This window comes from Thermocoleostomius sinensis A174, from assembly GCF_026802175.1.
GTDB lineage: Bacteria > Cyanobacteriota > Cyanobacteriia > Elainellales > Elainellaceae > Thermocoleostomius > Thermocoleostomius sinensis.
On record NZ_CP113797.1, the window covers coordinates 4,298,020 to 4,316,148 of the forward strand.

Below are 18,129 nucleotides of genomic sequence, written 5' to 3' on the forward strand. Positions count from 1 at the left end.
CTGTAACAGGAAACTTGTTGAAAGCAACTAATTTCTTAATACTTGCAGATGTTGAGTGTCGATTTCGCGATGCCCATTGGTAGCGATCGCGTAATCGGATAGACCAGAAGACGAACCATTGATAACAACCCCAAGAAGATTCAAAGATTGCAGCATTGCAACTGCCTGCTGGAAATTCGATTGAGTAACGTGATTCAAACGGCTAATTAATAGTGCACCACTACAAACAGACGCTACTTGTAATGCATCTACAATACCAATGAGTGATGGTGCATCGACAATCACCAGATCATAGGTTGATTCAAATAGAGACATTAAATCTTTCATACGGGGAGAACTCAGCAATCGCACAGGATCGATTGGTTTTGGCCCAGCGGGTAGAATATCCAAACGAAAATCAGCTAAGGAAACTGGAACAGGGCTAGGAATAGTATCAGGATCTTCAAGCAGCACCGATAGGCCACGTTCGTTGGCAAGCCCTAGCTCAGCATGAAGAATTGGATGACGTAAATCTGCGTCGATCAGTAGTACCCGTTGATGCAATCGAGCCGCGCTAACAGCAAGCCCAAACGCCAGAGTAGATTTACCTTCCTTAGGTTGGGTGGAGGTAATCAGCAACGAATTCAGCCGTTTTGTGAGTTGAATATTTTTGTAGATTAAGTCGATCGACTCTCGAAACGATGGCTGCTGAATTAATTGAATTAAAGATAGCCGCTCTGCTAAGGGACGGGGCAACGCGGACAAAAACGGTAGCGATCGGCGTGAGGGCGGCTGGAAAATTGGCAGGACTCCCAAAATTGGCTGGTGGGCAGCTTGTAAATCATCGTTCGATCGAACCACCTCATCCATCGATTCACGCACCAACGCCACAATTCCCCCTAAAAATACGCCCACTACTAAACCCAACAAAAGATTTTGCTTCGGTTTAGGACTAATTTTTTTACCCAAAGCTGGGTCTTCAACAATTTGCCAGTGAAAGCCACCTCGAGCCAATTCCGCACTGACTTCTTGGCGTTGCTTCAGCAGTTGTTCTAGTACCACTCGCTCAATATCAACTTCTGGTTGTAGGCGATCGTATTCAGCAATCAAGTCTGGATAGCGATTTAATTCAGCCCGCAACCATTCCTCGGTTTGAATCAAACTTTGCTGACGGGCTTCCAGTCCATTGAGGGACGCCTGAGCATTGGCCAGGGCGCTGACCAAGCTTAGATCAAGCGCTCCCAACTGCCCTACTGATAGCAGTGCTTCTCCGGTTGATGAGTTTGAATTCGCAGCAGGCAGCATGTTCAATGAGTCAGGTGCAGATGGATTGTTACCTGGCATTTCAGCGGTGGCACTGGCGCTGAGAGAATTGGAATCTAGTGTCAGGGAAGCCGCACTCTCGCTTTCTGCTTCTGCAATCTCGGTAATCGCTGTATTCGCTCCCAAGCTAAATGGGGTTTCAACTCCGGCAACTGCATCATTATGTCGAACCAGATCATCATCCATAGTGGGCACAGGCGATGGCGATTCAGCAAGCGAGCCGTCCGGTGGTGGAGACACTGTATGGAGGCTATCGGTGTAAGAATCTATGGCAAACTGCTGAGGGACGTCTCCTAAAACGCGCTCCACTTCCTGGGTCAGTAATCCCAGTTGATTTTCTCGCTGATGAACGAGTGCTTCCACACTTGGATCGGCATCTGAAAAAATCACCCGGCGCTGGGCCAATTCCAATTCAGTTTTCTGCAATTGATCCAGCAGTGATTGATAGCGAGAGGATTGACTTAACCGTGTGGCAATTAATGCTTCTTCGGGCGATCGAGCCAGTTGCTGTTGAATAGTATTGTAGCGAGCTTGAGCTTCTTGATGTTCGGCTTGCAACGTTTGCCGCTCTTGAAGCAATTGATTGAGGGCATTGGCAACGGCCATCGCCTGCTGAGCCGGATCAATCAGGTTTTGCCGCTGTCGAAATTCTCTCAAGGCGGACTGTGACTGTAGCAGATCTTGCCGTACAACATTTAACTGACCGTTAATTGAGGTCAGTCCTCGCTTTAGTCGTTGCTCTTGCTGCTCTAGGTTATAATCCTGATAAATTTGCTGAAGCGTTTCTAGTACTCGCTGCGTCTTAATTGGATCATCGTTTACGTATACCGCCTGAAAGATTTTTGTATCCTTCAGTTGAGACAATTCCAGAGAACTTCGTACTCCCTCAACTGTTAAGTTTGGAAATTCAGCTTCTAGCGCATTAACCGTTCGCTCGATAAATTGCCTACTTTTCATTAAGTTAAGTTGAGTAGCATAGTCTCGATAATCAACGGAAACAGTACTCTCATCTCGCAGCCGTTGTTCATAGTTAGGTTCAACTAGCAATTGCATTGTACTGCGATATTGGGGTTGTTCTCGCGCGGTTAAGATGGCCGCAGTCACTAGCACTAACCCTAACGTACTCAGGAAACAGCGACTACGCCGAGCTAAAATTGCTAAAAGCTGACTATAGCCAAAATCGGAATCACCAGCTGAAGTAAGAGAATGATTGTCAGTCACTATAACCTCCCTGATTCAAGCAACAGAGTACGATACGGTTGAAACAGAGTTTGCACAAACTTGTTCAATAAGTCGATCGACCTTTTGGAAGAAAACAGCTTCAGTAAATCGATTCAATGCGTAATTCCGAATGTCGGCATAATTCCAATCCATCTTGCTAGCTTCGAGTAAGGCAACCTGTACAGCATCCGGTGTTTGTCGCTTAAAGAAAGCCCCTGTAAACCCTGGAATTTGAGTATCCAATGCTCCTCCCGCTCCATAGGTAATAGTTGGCGTGCCGCTGAAGTTGGCTTCGATCGGCACAAGCCCATAATCTTCAAGCGCAGCCGTCACAACAAACTTAGCTTTTGCCATCAAATAAGCTCGCTCAGCATCGCTGACATGTCCCAGAAAACGGACATTGGGTAAAGCTTTCGATTCTAAATATTGGCGCTGCGGCCCGTTACCAATGATCAATAGCGGCCATCCCAACCAGTTGAATGCTTCCACCAAAATATCAACCCGCTTATAGCTCATCAGCCGAGAGGAGACAAGGCAGAAATCATCTTTTTGATCGGAAAAGATAAACCGACGATCGTTGATAGGATAGTGCACGGTAATGGCTGGTTGTCCATAAATTCGTTGAATGCGATCGGCTACTGTGGTGGAATTGGCAATGTAGATATCTGGTTCTGTGGCGTATTCCAAATCCAGCTTTTTCATCCGTTCAAACAGACAGTTCAGCACAGGATAAAACAGATGATACTTGCGATAACCCCGTAGATAGGTTTGCGTGTCCCACAGAAAACGGGTGACGTTGTGACAAAAACAGATATGTTTAGCATCGGGGCGTTTGTGTACCGCTTTAGCAAAGCTAGAAGAACTACTGATGATCAAATCATAGGCTTGTAAATCTAGGGCCCGAAACGCAGGATAGTAAAAGGGAGCCAATAATCTAAAGTACTTTGTTGCTCCAGGAATATTCTGCAAGCTGGTTGTACAAACATCTCGATCGCTTAAATCGATCGTGTGATCTGGATCATAAAGCGAAGTGAAAATATCCGCATTTGCGAATCGCTTGCAAAGCAACTCAAATACTCGCTCAGCTCCACCTTTTTGCGTCAAATAATCATGAACCAATGCAATTTTCATGATGTGTCCTACTGCACTGTAATCGATTAATTCATGAAAACTTTACCTGTTTTGACCAGTTGCCATCGAAAGGATTAGAAAAATTGTTTAATACAACGTACATTTGTTTAGTTAGTGTTGATGCGACAGAAAAACCCGGCACTTTAGTAGCTTTTATCTAGCTGAAAGCGCCTCAAGAAAATGATTGGAGATAGGACGGAGCTTGATTAAGTTTTGCTTAATCAAGACGAGCAATCAAGATCACAATAGCGTACCCTGAATAATGCTTCGACTGAAGGATATAACGCAAACGATCGAAAACCTGGAATTACTTCCAATTTTGATCAGGCGAAAACCACAGCTTCCTCAGGACTTATAGAAAGCTCTACAAAACGAAACAGATCAAATTAACTTACACTGCTAAACAGCTCGTCCACATGCACTAAAAACGCACTGAGGGAACGCATGAATCTTCTTTATCTCTTTACAAAGGAATTGACCAGAGATAACAAGCGATCAAAAACAGGGAAATCACAAGCGATCATTCTAAAGTATTTCCACTTTGTAGCTCATTTAAGAGGTGACTAATGTCAGAAAACTTGAATGACACTCGGTACTTGTGCTGAAATTTGCGATCACGATAACTCATACTTTTAAAAAAAACAACTCCTTTTTTGACAAAATCGCAAATTTACTTGAGAAAACATATCACAAAAAAACTATATGTTTCGTAATCTTTTAACGATAAAGTTGCAACCAATTGGAGTAGGGTTGCAAAAAATAAAGAGTTGGATAAACTGTAGTGAATCTGTCATCTAAAGCTATAATGACTCTGCCATCCTAGCAAAAAGCTCAAACTGACCTTAAGCAACGTTCGAGTCGTGTTTTGTTAAGGGCAACCGATGTCACCCAAGCTTCGTTATTTTCGTGTGTTCTAACAGTGTTCTGATACCCATTCTCTACCAAGTTGCCAAGTCGCACATTTACCGATCCCTTCCAAGTTAAGGAGAGGAGCCGCGAGCGTGAGGTGCATTCTATGCAGCATGACATAGAACTGGTATAACATTAGTTCTACACTGTTGATTTAGCTTGTTTCAAGCGAGTGGTTTTCAGGCTTGGATTCAGGCTTGGATCAAGAGTGGATGTTCGATCATCAGCGCTCGAATCATTTAGATTATTAGTCTGTTATTTAGAAGACTGTTATTCAGACGATCGAAGAACTATTCGGATACTTATCGGATACTTTAAGACTCATTGCTGTTTCCTCTAGCAGTGTAGTTATTGTGTCTTCACTAGTTTGAGTAAATTTAGGTAGAGCACATGATGAGGCAAATCTTCTGTTCTAATTTTATTCAGGTTCACAAGGACGAGTACGCAAGCTTAACTCAATTATTCCAATGGGTATCGCTTCAGTATGCACTCAGATTGTCCTCAAAACTAGGAATCGTCGCACTTAGCACTATTCTCTGTGCTGATCTTGCATTTGCGCAAACGATGTCGCCAGCGTCATCACCTACATCTAACTCAACATCCTCAGGAACGCCAGAAATTCTATCTGAAGCTTATACACTTGGAACAGGCGATCGCATCAGTATCTCTATTTTTGGCGCGCCGGAGTATAGCGGCGAAGCCCTAGTTTTACCGGATGGATCGCTAAATTTACCAACAGCTGGCAGTGTGGCAGTGCGGGGCATGACGTTGCAACAAGCCGCCCAAGCGATCGCACAGAAATATGCCCCCTTCGTTAATCGCCCTTACGTTACAGTTACTTTGGTATCGCTGCGACCCGTCCGAGTTGGTATCGCTGGGGCCGTTAATCGTCCAGGCTCCTATACGTTATCATCTGAGGAAAAGTCAGAATTTCCTACCCTAACTGATGCTATTCAGTCAGCCGGGGGAATCACTTCAAGGGCTGATCTGCGTCAAATTCAGATACGGCGTCAACAACCTGATGCAGAACAAGTTATTGATATTAATTTATGGGAAATGTTACAAAGCGGGGATTTAAGTAAGGACATTGTATTACATGGTGGCGATACCATATTTATTCCTACTGCTGATACTCTAACACCCGCCGATGCTCTGCAACTTGGGACAGCTAGTTTTGCTCCTGATACGGTCACCGTTTATGTTGTCGGTGAAGTAGGCTCACCCGGTGCGGTAAACGTTCCTGCCAACACACCTTTAAACCAAGCTATCTTGGCGGCTGGTGGTTTAAATCAACTCCGGGCTGAATCGGATTCGGTGAAACTGGTTCGGCTCAATCCGGATGGCACTGTTTCACAGCAAACGGTTGCAGTGCAGTTTGATCAAGATGTAAACGAGGCCAGTAACCCGACGTTGCAGAATAATGATGTGATTGTGGTCGGTCGATCGGACTTGGCGAACTTTGCCGCAACGACTGAGCTTGCCCTTGGTCCCTTTGGCAGAATTATCTCTAGTTTTCTGGGAATATTGAACATTTTCAACTAGGGTGTGCCGAAACGGCTGTTACGATCCCAATATCAGGCTGGCAGATGTTAGCTGATGGGCGAGTTAACAGTGTTGTTAAAGGCAGGACGTGATGCAAGCAGATGTAATTGTGATTGGCAGCGGCATTGGGGGATTGACGGCAGCGGCGCTATTGGCGCGATATGGCAAAAGCGTAATTGTTTGTGAAAGCCACGCTATTCCAGGTGGTGCGGCTCATGGCTTCTCACGGCAAGGATTTTTGTTTGATTCTGGACCATCGTTTTTTGCCGGACTCAGCGACTCCAACTCGCTTAATCCACTGCGGCAGGTGTTAGAGGCGATCGGCGAAACGGTGGCAGCCGTTCCCTATGAGCCATTTGGCTATTACCACTTTCCCGAAGGCACGTTTGCAGTCTATGGCAACTCCGATCGTTACAAAGCCGAGATTGCCAAAGTTACCCTCCAAGGAGCACAGGAGTACACCAAATTTGAACGGGAACTGCTACGACTATATGACAGGCTGCGCCAGATTCCTGCCATGGCGCTGCGGGCTGATTTCAACCTAATTCCATTCTTACTGAGTCGGTATCCTGCGGCACTGCTGAACCTACTGCCACAACTGGCTATCATTCAAGCCTCGGTAGGCAATGTAGCCAGAGTGTTTGTACACGATCGCTGGGTACAGCGGTTGATCGATCTGGAATGTTTCTTGCTATCTGGACTGAAAGCCGACGGCACAGTTGCTCCCGAAATGGCGTTTATGCTGGGTGAGCGCACTCATTCCGCCATTGATTACCCGATCGGTGGCAGCGATGCGCTTGTACAAGCCCTGATTCGCGGACTAGAACGTTGGGGCGGAACCCTACGTTTGAATGCTCACGTCGAGCAAATTTTAGTAGAACGTGGCAGGGTCAGCGGTGTACAGTTGCGTCGGGGAGAGGTGTTGCACGCCCCGATCGTCATTTCCAATGCTACGATTTGGGATACCTACACACAGTTGCTCAAACCTACCGATCTGCCCCCCGCCTATCGTCAAAGATCTCTCAATATACCAGTCGTTGATAGCTTCATGCACCTGCATCTGGGCATTCGCGCCGATGGATTAAACGCATTAACCGGACATCATGTGGTAGTACACGATGCCGCACAAGACATCACTGTACCCGGTAACACCTGCATGATTTCTATCCCGTCTGTATGGGATGCTAAGTTGGCGCCACCCGGTCATCATGTCGTTCATGCCTATACGCTGGAACCCTTTGCTGGCTGGCAACGCGATGAGCACTATGACGCTCGCAAGCGCGATCGATCGCAATCGTTATATCGAGCGTTGGAGCGAATCATTCCCGATGTGCGACAACGAATTGTGCTGGAACTGATTGGGACTCCCTTAACTCATGCGCACTATCTCAGGCGACATCAGGGAACCTATGGCCCGGCTATTGCAGCAGGTAAAGGCATGTTTCCCAGCACGCATACCCCGATCGCAGGACTGTACCGAGTGGGAGACAGCACCATACCCGGTATCGGCGTCCCGGCAGTGGCCGCATCAGGAATTTTGTGCGCTAATACGATCGTCAGTCCTCAACAGGTAGCTGCATTGCTAAAGCAGTCATTCAACTCTCAAAAAATTCTCGAAAATTAGGATAAAGGCTAAAAGACAAGCAAGAAAATCAAACAAATTTCATCCTTGATCCCCTATCCTTTATCCGTTGACGATTGGCGCTAAATCACACCCAAATTTGCCAGGCCCAAAATAGCCCCTGTGCCCAGCACATGGCCAAAGCACGCCGCACCGATAAGAGCAGGAACACTGAAATCACCAATCAATGTGGGGCCGACGTTAGGTTGTTGGATGGCAAAGCGAGCGATCGCGATTGCAATTGCGTTAGCAATTACCATAATCAGAGCAGTTGTTAAGCTCCATTCGGGAGTTCTGGGCACCACAGCGAGTAAATCTAGATAAAACAACGCTTATCTCCTTTATCTTTCAAGCGGGCAGAAATCATTGTCAGGTGAATATTTACCAAAAAACCTCAACCCATAGACCTAAATCGCATTAATAGTTAACATTCCAAGGGCAAAACGGCATGGCATTTTACAGGTTAATAGCGTTCGTAAAGGGACGACAAGCCGCGCAGATCTCCGATCGTTAGCAGATACAGTTTCTAACAATTTCTATTTCTATAGAACCGATTCTATGAAACCAATCGACTTAATGATTAGACCTTACACCGCAGGCGATGAAGTATGCGTCATTGCGCTCTGGTATCGTTGTGATTTAGTCGTGCCCTGGAATGACCCAAAGCAAGATATCAGGCGGAAGTGGCAGGTACAGCCAGAGCTATTCTTAGTTGGATTAGTCCAATCAGAAATTGTCGCAACGGTCATGGCTGGTTACGAAGGACATCGTGGCTGGCTCAATTATTTAGCAGTAGATCCAGCTTTTCAACAGCAGGGAATTGGGCGACAAATGGTAGAAGCGGCAACGGCTAAACTCAAAGCCATGAACTGCCCCAAAATTAATGTACAGATTCGATCGTCTAATGCGGCGGTGATTGAGTTTTATCAGCGGCTCGGTTTCAAGTTAGAGGAGGTCATCAGCATGGGTTGTCAACTCAATAACCATTGATTGACGCAAGGCGGAATGCTCCCACACGTCATGCCGTATGGAGTCATCCCTCATACTTTATCCTTTATTCTTTTTTTATTTTTTATCCTTCTGCTAATGTGTGCCCAATTTGCTAGACCAAGGCAGAATAGTGAAGGTTGTGGTTCTCATTGTGGTTCAAAATTGTGGTTCAAAGGGAGTTGCGGTTATGAAGGTGGTTCGTTGGCGTGGAGCGTTACTGGCAACAGCATTTAGTTTTATGGTACTGGGGGCGGCTTGCGCCCCATCGGAACCATCCCGCTATGAACAAGCGCAAGAGCAAACGCAAGGCGGATCAGCCGTTGCTCAAGATGCTGTACCCGGCAGTCGCTTCAACCAATTTTTCCCGCGATCGGTTTCTGGGTATGAAATTGTCCCCTCTCAGGAAAAACAGGGCTTTGCAGAATATAAGGTGAATCAAAACGGTCAAACTGTTGCCATGCTCGCCATCAATGACACCACAGGTACAGGAGCCGCTGACAAATTTCAAAGCAGCAGCATGACAATTGCGGGTTATCCAGCCGTTGAACAAGGGCAAAACGCTACGGCTATCCTGGTCAACGATCGGTTTCAGGTGAAGGTACTGTCTCGCGACTCTTCCTTTACTAAAGAAGATCGTGCCGATTGGATTGGAAAGTTTGATCTACAGGGATTATCAGGGCTGTAGAAAGGATGAAGTAGGATACACCCCTCAAATATTCGGATGCAGTGGTAATTCGATCGTAAAGCAAGTCTGATTCGCACTGCTTTCCACCCAAACAGAGCCACTCAGCCATTCTGCTAATTTTTTCACCAAAGCCAATCCTAGACCCGTGCCGCCATGCTGCCACGGATCATTGTTAGGAATACGATAAAACTTCTCAAAGATACGTGTTAGTTCCTGGGGTGGAATTTCTACGCCAGTGTTTGTCACGCTGAGCCGAAGCGATGGATAGGATGTTACCAAAGCAGAACTAGATTGGTAGAAGAAAGGACGGGGAGTAGAAAGCAGGAGATTGGTCGCAACCAAGCGATCGTCTACCGTTTGAGGTTCCAGGTGTCCCGGTGCTGGTTTTACCTCAGCCGCGATTGTGATGACGCCATTTGATGGTGTGTATTTGCAAGCGTTCTGCAATAGCTCGATTACAATTCGCTCTAAGCTGGGCAAGTCTGTAGTCAACAGCGGCAAATTAGCGGGCAGATCAAGTTGGATGGTTTGCTGTTGATTATGAGCACGCTCCAGAAACGGCTGCACGATCGCACTCAACCAACTGGGAAGATCGATATTTGCGAGTTGGGGGGAAGCCTGTTCAGTATCCAGTCGCGACAAATCTAGCAAGTCGTTGATCAGGCTAATTTCTCGTTGACACTCTGCCTGAAGAATCTGAAAATACTTGCTGGCTTTGGGATGTTCTCCGCGCAAGAATCCCGATTGCTTCAGTACCACCTCTAGCATTTGCGCTGCCATCTTAATGTTAGACATGGGGGTGCGCAGTTCATGGGAAACTGTACTGAGAAAATCATCCTTGAGCCGATTCAACCGTTCGAGTTCTTTCACCTGAGTGTGTGCTGCTTGATACAGCCGCGCCTGCCGAATGGCGATTGCACATTGATTGGCTACTTGTTGCACTAACCGAATATCCTGTTCTCGAAAGCAAGAATAGGGTTGATTAATGAGCCATAAATCGCCCAGTACTTCTTGATCATTCACGATTGGGCAAGCCAGCATTGAAACCTTACCCCGCGTGGGATTGATATTGAGCGAGCAAAACTGAAACGCCTGTCCTTGTAGCAATTGCGTATAGATTTCGGGAGAGGCATCCAGTAGCACAACGCGCCCTTGGTAAGGTGATAGGGTGGTTGTATATTCGTAACAAATGGTGGATGTACCTGCCTTTAAATCATAAATCGAGGCATTACAGCAGCTTGTTCCGATCGCACAAGCAAGCTCCTGCACCACGGTTTCCAGAATTTGATTTTCATCGAGGCTGTCGCGAACATTATCGGTGATGCGTTTAAGGGTGGCTTCAAACTCAAAGGCAAGTTCTAGTTCTGCCGTGCGGGCTTGAATTTGGCGTTCAAGATCAGCGTTGAGTCGCTGAACTTTTTGATAGAGTTCTGCTTGTTGAATCACGCTATTGAGATACGTGACAAGCTGCTTCAGTAAGCCTAACTCCCATCGTTGCCACGATCGCAAGGAACGGCATTGCTGCACCACCAGCACCCCCCACAGGTCATCCTGCTGCACAATTGGTAGGGTAATAGATGCTTGCACCCCTGCCTGATTGTCGTCTGAAGCCACTGGAACCCAAACAATGGGTTGAAGTTGAGTGAGAGTCGTCCCTGTTTGAAGCTGTAAACACTGCTGCTGCAAGCAATTGAGAAATTGAGGAGACTCTAAAATTGACAAACAGTCCGGTCGCGTTGCCTCTGCAATTAAGCTACCCATCCCCGAAGCATGAAATTGATAGAACAGCGCTCGATCGGCTTGCAGTTGCTGACAAAGCTCCATCGCAATGGTACGCAGCGTTAGGCGCAGTTCAGGGGTCTGTCGCGCAGGCTGAGCCACTGCGTGCATTAACTTATCCCACTCTACCTGTTGACGCAGTACCTGTTCGGCTTGGGTCAGATCAAGGCGATGCGGTTTTGGAGATGAAGGTTCCAGGTCATTACAGAGGAACAGCACTTCTGTTCTGGTTGCCGTTTGCACAATTTGCATAGTGGTTAATTGGCGAACGATCGTGCCATTGCGACAGACAAGGCGAAACTCCCCTAGTTTAGTGGTGGGTTCCATGGGCAGCATGAGAAGGTCGGTTCTCAGCCGCATGTGATCTTGGGGATGCAGCAACGATAACAACGATCGCCCGATCAAGTTTTCAGCCTCAAAACCTAGCCGGGCGGCTCCTGATGGATTAATGGATACAACGGTTCCCGTCAAATCGAGGGTGAAGCAAATCGGTGGCAAATTAGCAGATGGCGAGTAACTGGATAGCAATGTCGTTGAAGGTGAGTATGTAAAAGACAAATCAACAGCCTGTGTTGTAGCAGACCCATTCAAGCAGGGTTTTGTGGTAATAGGATTCCCACGTCTGCCTCAGGAATCACAGGGCAGCATGAAATGTCTTACATGAAATGTCTCAAATAGTCTTAGTAATCACTCTTCTACGCGATAGCCTAACTCTGCTAGCTGTGTGCGCGACTGCCGCCACTTAGGTTGTACTTTCACAAATAACTCAATATAAACCTTGCCCAGAATCAATTTTTGAATTTGCTCGCGAGCGCCGATGCCGATCGTCTTCATCATTTGCCCGCCTTTGCCAATTAGAATGCCTTTTTGCGAACTCCGCTCTACATAAACGGTTGCTAAAATGTGCGTGATGTCTGAAGACTCCTCTACTTGATCGATCGACACAGCCACCGAATGGGGCACCTCTTCGCGGGTGTGAAGCAGAATTTGCTCTCGAATCAGTTCACCCATGATGAAGCGTTCCGGTTGATCAGTAACTAAATCAGGCGGGTAATAGTAAGGGCCAGGGTCTAAGCGATCGACGAGCAGCGTTTGCAGCAAGTCCAACCCTTCGCCTGTCAGCGCTGAAAATTTGGCGATCGTCCAAGGATGGTTGGCTGCCAAATCACTATAACTTTGCTCGATTACCTCGGAAGTCAGGTGTTGATCAATTTTATTGATCCCCAGAATCACGGGCACATTGGTACGTTCGAGCAACTCAGCCACAAACCGATCGCCGCCGCCAGCTTCGCTGGTTCCATCTACCACAAACAGCAACACATCTACCGAGTCGATGGCAATTTGGGCATTTTTCACCAGCACTTTACCCAATTGATGATGTGGTTTGTGAATGCCGGGTGTGTCTACAAAAATGATTTGTGCCTGGGGAGTGGAAAGAATGCCACGCAAGCGATTGCGGGTCGTTTGGGCCACAGGTGAGGTGATGGCAATTTTTTGACCAATCAACTGATTCATCAACGTTGACTTGCCCACATTGGGACGCCCAATAATGCCGACAAAGCCCGATTTGAACCCCGGCGGCGCGATCGGAATCAGCGGGTCTCCACCATAGATGTTTTCCGGCATCCCTGACCCATCATCCAAATTATTGAGGTCGCCGTCCTGCAATGGCTCGTTCATTCTGCACCTGCTGTACGCGCTTTAAATCAACTTTGATCAACTTTGAATCGTTCGCTTTGTTTAATTGCGGGTCTTCTACCATCATGAACTAGCGTCCTCAATCAGGTTGACCTATCGTGGATAGAATTCAAGTTCTCGCTGCAAGCGATGAATGATTGTGTCGCGATCGACCTGAAGCAAAATTTCTTCAATGACGGTGTTGACGCCTTGAGGTCCCCAAGTGCAGCCACGCTCTAGATACACTTGTGCTGCTTTGCCAACCCGATAAGAACCGTACCCAGCCAATCCTGCTTGCGCGGCCGCCGATGCCCCATAAGCCATGACCCCAGAGGCACTATCAAACATAGAGGTAATGGCTCCGGCACTTTTACCCATGCCCAGCAACAAGCCGCTGCCCACCTCCCCCAGCAGCAGTCCACCAGAGCTAATGAGAATCGCCTTTAGCAGCTTACCAGCTTCATAGCGGGTCATTGGTAAGCCATAGAGCCGAGCCAGCGATCGAATCATCACCAAATCAACGGCAGCCCCACCCATCAAATCCAGCGCAGCGATCGGGTTCACGGCCACAACCAGCGATTTCCATTTAGCGAACTGCCAGATCAAGTCTTCAGCTTCGTTGCGGTACAGTTCAACGGTTTTGTAAGCGATCGAGGCTTCGGTCTGTTGAGCTTGTCGCAACGCATTCAGTGCCAGCAGCGACTTGCCTTCTCGGTTAAGAATATCTAGCAGCTTTTGTTTAAGTTCATCAATATCTGGTTCTGGCGACTCCCACTCGTGCGTTACTCGCCCATCGGCCCACTCTACTCGCACTTCCAATGGAGATGGGTCGGCTGCGGTCAGCACAATATCATCGGGGGTGAAAAAGGGACGCTGGCGATCGCCTTGATCGGCAAATAAACGCTGTAACTTGGCATAAATTGTCTGTCGATCCTCATCTGGATACAGATCAACTTTGTTGAAGATAATGATCAGTGGTTTGCCGGCTAGCTGCAATTGCCGCAAGGCTTGGTATTCTGTGCGCGTTACATCTCCCGCAATCACAAATAAAATTAAATCTGCCTGACTGGAGACCTCCCGCGCCATGCGACCTCGCTCTTCACCCCCCACTTCGTCGAGTCCAGGGGTATCAATCAACTCAACCTGCACCTGTCCGCCTGCTGCTGACCAATACACCGATCGTGGATATTGAGTAACGCCATGCAGGGGTCCCGTTTGCAGCATTTTTTGACCGAGGAGGGCGTTGATCACTGCCGATTTACCACGACTGACCAGACCAAATACGGCAATCCGAACGAGGCAGCAATTAAGCTTATCCAACGTGTGTGATAGGCGATCGAGGTCGGTTTTCATGGCGGCCTGAATTTCAACAGCTTCTGGATGGCGGCGGCGCAGCCGCACAGTTTGTGCATACCGACTGATGGCTTGTTTCAAACTCAATCGGGCCCGATCGAAATGTTGATCGGCTAGGCTCTTGCGCACCAATGGAGGAGCACTGGCAGCCGTTGAATCAGTAAGGGGGTTGGATGAATGCGTGGTCAAGGGAGGATTCTATCGGGTGATAGAAACGAGACGACACTAAATTTATTCTCGATCATTCTATTTGTTTCTTGTGAGTGACTAATAGCCGATGACCGACCCATCTTTATCCAGGGAACCGAAGCCTCGATAAAATCTGTCTACTTCCCCCTACAATTGACACGTAAACGGCTAGGTTCAATGCAGGTTGCTGAAGTCAATCTAGGGTTGGTGGCTAGGGTTGATGTCTTCACCTGATTTTGTTGATTTTGCAATAAGACTACTTATCTCATTTGAGATATTTATCTAGAATCACTGGCATGAAAACATTTGATTGGATTGTGATCGGTAACGGCATCACTGGGGCCGCCGTTAGTTACGAACTTGCTCGGGCTGGGGCATCGGTGTTGCTCCTGGAGCAATCATCTCAGCCGCAGAATGCAACCCGCTATAGCTATGGTGGCATTGCTTATTGGTCTGGTACAACAGATCTAACTCGTCAGCTTTGCCAAGAGGGGATCGACTTACATCGATCGCTGCCTGCGGAACTGGGGGCAGATACGCAGTTTCGGGAACTGGATTTATTACTGACCATTGAACCCAATCGCGATCCGCAGCAGATAGCTGCTACCTATACCGACTGTACAATTTCTCCTAAGATATTAAGTCCGGCTGAGGCTCAGGCAATTGAACCCCGTTTGAATGCGGCGGCGGTGGCTGGGGCGCTGCTGCTGCCGCATGGGCATGTGTCTCCCGAAGCTAATGTTCTGGCCTACAATCAGGCGTTTTTACGCTTGGGCGGCACGCTCGACATTGCTCAGGTGACAGGCTTGGTGCAGTCTGGGCAGCAAGTTCAAGGAGTGGTAGCGACGAATATCACCTACGAGGCAGGAAATGTGGTGGTGTGTGTGGGTGGATACAGTCGAACGCTGTTACGCTCGTTTGGATTTCCGATACGGCTCTACTATACCCAAGCGGAACTGATTGAAATTCCTCCGACTGATTTACAGTTGCGATCGATTGTCATGCCAGCCGAGCTTAAACGCCCTCACCTAGAAGCAACCGCTGCAAAAGCCGAATTGGATGCCCTCTGGGATGAACCGAATCACGAAGTTACACCAGCCATTTTGGACGCTGGGGCGATTCAGTTTCAAGATGGCCGTATTCGCATGGGACAGTTCAGCCGCACGTTCACAGACCCACAAGCGCGGTTTGATGCTGCCGCCAGTGAAGCCGCGATGCGAACCGCCGTTGGGACTCTGTTGCCCGATCTCAAATCTCTAGCTGGGCAGTGGCACAGTTGCTTAGTGGCTTTCAGCCGCGATGGCTTGCCGGTCATAGGGGCCTTGCCCAATACAACCGGAATACACATATTCTCTGGGTTCAATAGTCCGTTTGTGTTGGCTCCGCCTGTGGCCCGTCGATTTGCCCGTCACGCCGCCTCAAATGCGGTCAATTTAGACCCGCTTTTGACGCAACTTGCCCCCGATCGGCTGTGGGATGAACGCTAACGCAATCTACAACTTGCTGAAAGAGATAATCGCACATCAAGATCTTTTGATTCATTGCGTAAGCTAATAACGAATCAAAAGATTTTAAATATCTCCAACCCTCTCTCCAGCCTTTTGTATCAGCCTTTCTCCCAACTCCTAACCCATTGCCAGGGGGAGTAACCGAACCAGAAACTAGATGGACTTTCGCTAAATATCCGCTAAACTAAGCTTAAAACCGCATTGCAAGCTTGTCTGCGCAGTTGACTCAATTAAACATGCGCATTGAAGCGCGGAGACATCTGAGACATACAACCAGAGAGAGTTCTATGGCCCTGATTGCACAATCGCTTGCTATTTTTCTCAATATCTACTTTGTTTTGATTCTGATTCGCGTGTTGCTGAGTTGGTTTCCCAATGTCAGTTGGTACAACCCACCGTTTTCCACACTCAGCCAGCTAACCGATCCCTACCTCAACATCTTTCGTTCGATTATTCCGCCGCTGGGTGGCATCGACTTTTCTCCCATGTTGGCAATCATTCTGCTGCAAGTAGTGGCAGGAGCGATCGGTAGTTTAGCTTCGCCCGCTGGAGCAAGTTTCGGAGCTTTCTAATTAGCCTAAAACGCGCACTAGGATAATAAGTGGAGGCAGGATGAAGGGTCCACAATCCATGCCTCGGTTTTTTGATCGCAGAGGCTGAAGTAAACCGCTCTATTACTGGGCTGATAACTCAGACTTGTTGGCGCTGTAGGCTTCAGTCGGAGTCTGGGACAAAGGAACGAGCGAGTAGTAGCTGGCGATCAGGGCGATCGTTAACCACCATAGTGTGCTCACCTGCGGACGATACCAAACTGTATCCACTAGCCCGTGCGCTAACATGCCAACCATATTGGCGACAGCGGCCATCAACCAAAATCCCTCTCGACTCCCCAGCTTACGAAGCTGCTGAATGCGCTGCCATGCTTGACTGAAGGCAACCAGCAGTAGCCAGAGAAAACAAGCCACACCAATTAAGCCAGTTTCGACCGCAATTTCTAGCACAACTGAGTAGGCACTCAAGGCCGTGTAGCCGGGCTGTTGATAGCGCGGATAAATCCGGTTGAAGGCATCGTTTCCAGGACCAATGCCAAGCCAGGGGCGATCTTTAATCATTTCAATCACTGCCATCCACACATTAATTCGGAAGTTATTGCTGCTATCTTCCCGCCCCACAAAAATACTGGCTACGCGCTCACGCAGCGGTTCCACTGTAATAACCGCAACTGCAACTAGCAGCGCCGTCACTCCTAACACGATCGGGAGTGTCCAAATGCGCCAGAAGCGAGGAAATCGCACGGTTAACCAGTGGACCAATAGCATCAGCAGCACGAAACTGCCTGCTACATACCCAATCCAACCGCCTCGGCTGAACGTTAAAACTAAACAAGCCGAATTGACAACCCAGAGAGTAAGCGCCAGCAGTTTGGGCAACCAATTGCGCCACGCAAAAAAGGCAGCTGCGCTGAAAATTGTGGCAGGCAGCAGGTAAGCGGCTAGTAAATTCGGGTTTCCCAAAAAACTGTAGACTCGTGTTGTTCCAGCCAGTGATGACTCTGGATCAACCCAAGTTGCCAAAGCAGATGCCCCAAAAAACCATTGCCGTAACCCAACGACACTGACGATCGCCGCTGCTACCAAATACACCAAGATTAAGGTAGAGCGAAACCGCGATGAGCGTAGTACCCGTGCCATTAGGGCAAAAAACAGCAGATATAATGTCAGCTTAATCCATCCTTCTAAGGCAGCCGATCGCACCGGAGACACAGCCGTAGCCACGGTGGCCACTCCCCAGTAGAGTAAAACCAACAGGTGCAGAGGCGTGATCCCGGTTCCTATTTCTCCTTCATCAGTTAACGTTAGCAATAGCCAAAACCCAGCACAGGCCAACAACAACACACCCACTACACCCGTCGAGACAAACGGAGCTAGCCCAAATACGATCGCCACTAACCCCGCAGCCAAATAGTCAGCCCAGCGCATGAGCCAACTGCCCTGTCGCCAAGTGCGCAGCCAGCCAATGATGTGATGAAGATAACTCGACTCACTCCATTGTCGAAGCGGCAAATTGACCAAGGTTAACTGTTGCCAGACTGAATTCATAAGCTTTTATCACTTTGTATAGTTCAACATGACGGCAATTTGATAAGCGTGCACCATCACCTCAACATACCTCCACAGGCTTTAGAGTCTATCTGCTTTAGGCTGACCCTTGCAACTGATTGT

General features: G+C 48.1%; 13 protein-coding genes. 6 read left to right on the plus strand and 7 right to left on the minus strand.

What is annotated here, in order from left to right; genetic code table 11:
- Positions 1-27 precede the first annotated feature (27 nt).
- Positions 28-2,523 (minus strand): GumC family protein, encoded by a 2,496-nt coding sequence (locus OXH18_RS18605; RefSeq protein ID WP_268608807.1) that lies wholly within the window; start codon positions 2,521-2,523, stop codon positions 28-30.
- 15 nt (positions 2,524-2,538) lie between these two features.
- On the minus strand, positions 2,539-3,654 hold the full coding sequence (locus OXH18_RS18610) for a glycosyltransferase (RefSeq protein ID WP_268608809.1): 1,116 nt from the start codon (positions 3,652-3,654) through the stop codon (positions 2,539-2,541).
- Positions 3,655-5,127: 1,473 nt separating this feature from the next.
- Here OXH18_RS18610 and OXH18_RS18615 point away from each other — a divergent pair.
- Together OXH18_RS18615 and OXH18_RS18620 are read left to right on the plus strand one after the other, a co-directional pair.
- Entirely contained in the window at positions 5,128-6,105 is a 978-nt protein-coding gene (locus tag OXH18_RS18615) for a polysaccharide biosynthesis/export family protein (RefSeq protein ID WP_268608811.1), read from the plus strand.
- Between the two features lie 91 nt (positions 6,106-6,196).
- Positions 6,197-7,729, plus strand: coding sequence for a phytoene desaturase family protein (locus tag OXH18_RS18620; RefSeq protein WP_268608813.1), 1,533 nt, complete (start codon positions 6,197-6,199; stop codon positions 7,727-7,729).
- Between the two features lie 80 nt (positions 7,730-7,809).
- Here the strand turns inward: OXH18_RS18620 and psaK are convergent, their stop codons facing one another.
- Positions 7,810-8,055, minus strand: coding sequence for a photosystem I reaction center subunit PsaK (gene psaK, locus OXH18_RS18625; protein ID WP_268608815.1), 246 nt, complete (start codon positions 8,053-8,055; stop codon positions 7,810-7,812).
- A gap of 229 nt (positions 8,056-8,284) precedes the next feature.
- Between psaK and OXH18_RS18630 the strand changes: the two genes are divergently transcribed.
- Both OXH18_RS18630 and OXH18_RS18635 read left to right on the plus strand, forming a co-directional pair.
- The gene (locus OXH18_RS18630; RefSeq protein WP_268608817.1) at positions 8,285-8,716 is read left to right on the plus strand and encodes a GNAT family acetyltransferase; all 432 of its coding nucleotides are present in this window, start codon (positions 8,285-8,287) and stop codon (positions 8,714-8,716) included.
- Positions 8,717-8,903: 187 nt separating this feature from the next.
- The gene (locus OXH18_RS18635; protein WP_268608818.1) at positions 8,904-9,401 is read left to right on the plus strand and encodes a hypothetical protein; all 498 of its coding nucleotides are present in this window, start codon (positions 8,904-8,906) and stop codon (positions 9,399-9,401) included.
- A 24-nt stretch (positions 9,402-9,425) separates the two neighbouring features.
- Here OXH18_RS18635 and OXH18_RS18640 read toward each other — a convergent pair whose 3' ends face one another.
- The 3 genes from OXH18_RS18640 to OXH18_RS18650 form a co-directional block, all read right to left on the minus strand.
- Positions 9,426-11,708, minus strand: a complete 2,283-nt coding sequence (locus tag OXH18_RS18640) for a GAF domain-containing protein (RefSeq protein WP_268608820.1) — start codon at positions 11,706-11,708, stop codon at positions 9,426-9,428.
- 159 nt (positions 11,709-11,867) lie between these two features.
- The gene (gene era / locus OXH18_RS18645; protein WP_268613212.1) at positions 11,868-12,806 is read right to left on the minus strand and encodes a GTPase Era; all 939 of its coding nucleotides are present in this window, start codon (positions 12,804-12,806) and stop codon (positions 11,868-11,870) included.
- A gap of 165 nt (positions 12,807-12,971) precedes the next feature.
- Positions 12,972-14,339, minus strand: coding sequence for a GTP-binding protein (locus OXH18_RS18650; protein ID WP_315874759.1), 1,368 nt, complete (start codon positions 14,337-14,339; stop codon positions 12,972-12,974).
- 356 nt (positions 14,340-14,695) lie between these two features.
- Here OXH18_RS18650 and OXH18_RS18655 point away from each other — a divergent pair, with 356 nt between their 5' ends.
- On the plus strand, positions 14,696-15,886 hold the full coding sequence (locus OXH18_RS18655) for an NAD(P)/FAD-dependent oxidoreductase (protein WP_268608824.1): 1,191 nt from the start codon (positions 14,696-14,698) through the stop codon (positions 15,884-15,886).
- A gap of 308 nt (positions 15,887-16,194) precedes the next feature.
- The gene (locus OXH18_RS18660; protein WP_268608826.1) at positions 16,195-16,479 is read left to right on the plus strand and encodes a YggT family protein; all 285 of its coding nucleotides are present in this window, start codon (positions 16,195-16,197) and stop codon (positions 16,477-16,479) included.
- Between the two features lie 102 nt (positions 16,480-16,581).
- On the opposite strand, the gene OXH18_RS18665 is transcribed toward OXH18_RS18660, so the two are convergent.
- Complete coding sequence (locus OXH18_RS18665) at positions 16,582-18,006, minus strand: IctB family putative bicarbonate transporter (RefSeq protein ID WP_268608828.1); 1,425 nt, start codon at positions 18,004-18,006, stop codon at positions 16,582-16,584.
- Positions 18,007-18,129 lie beyond the last annotated feature (123 nt).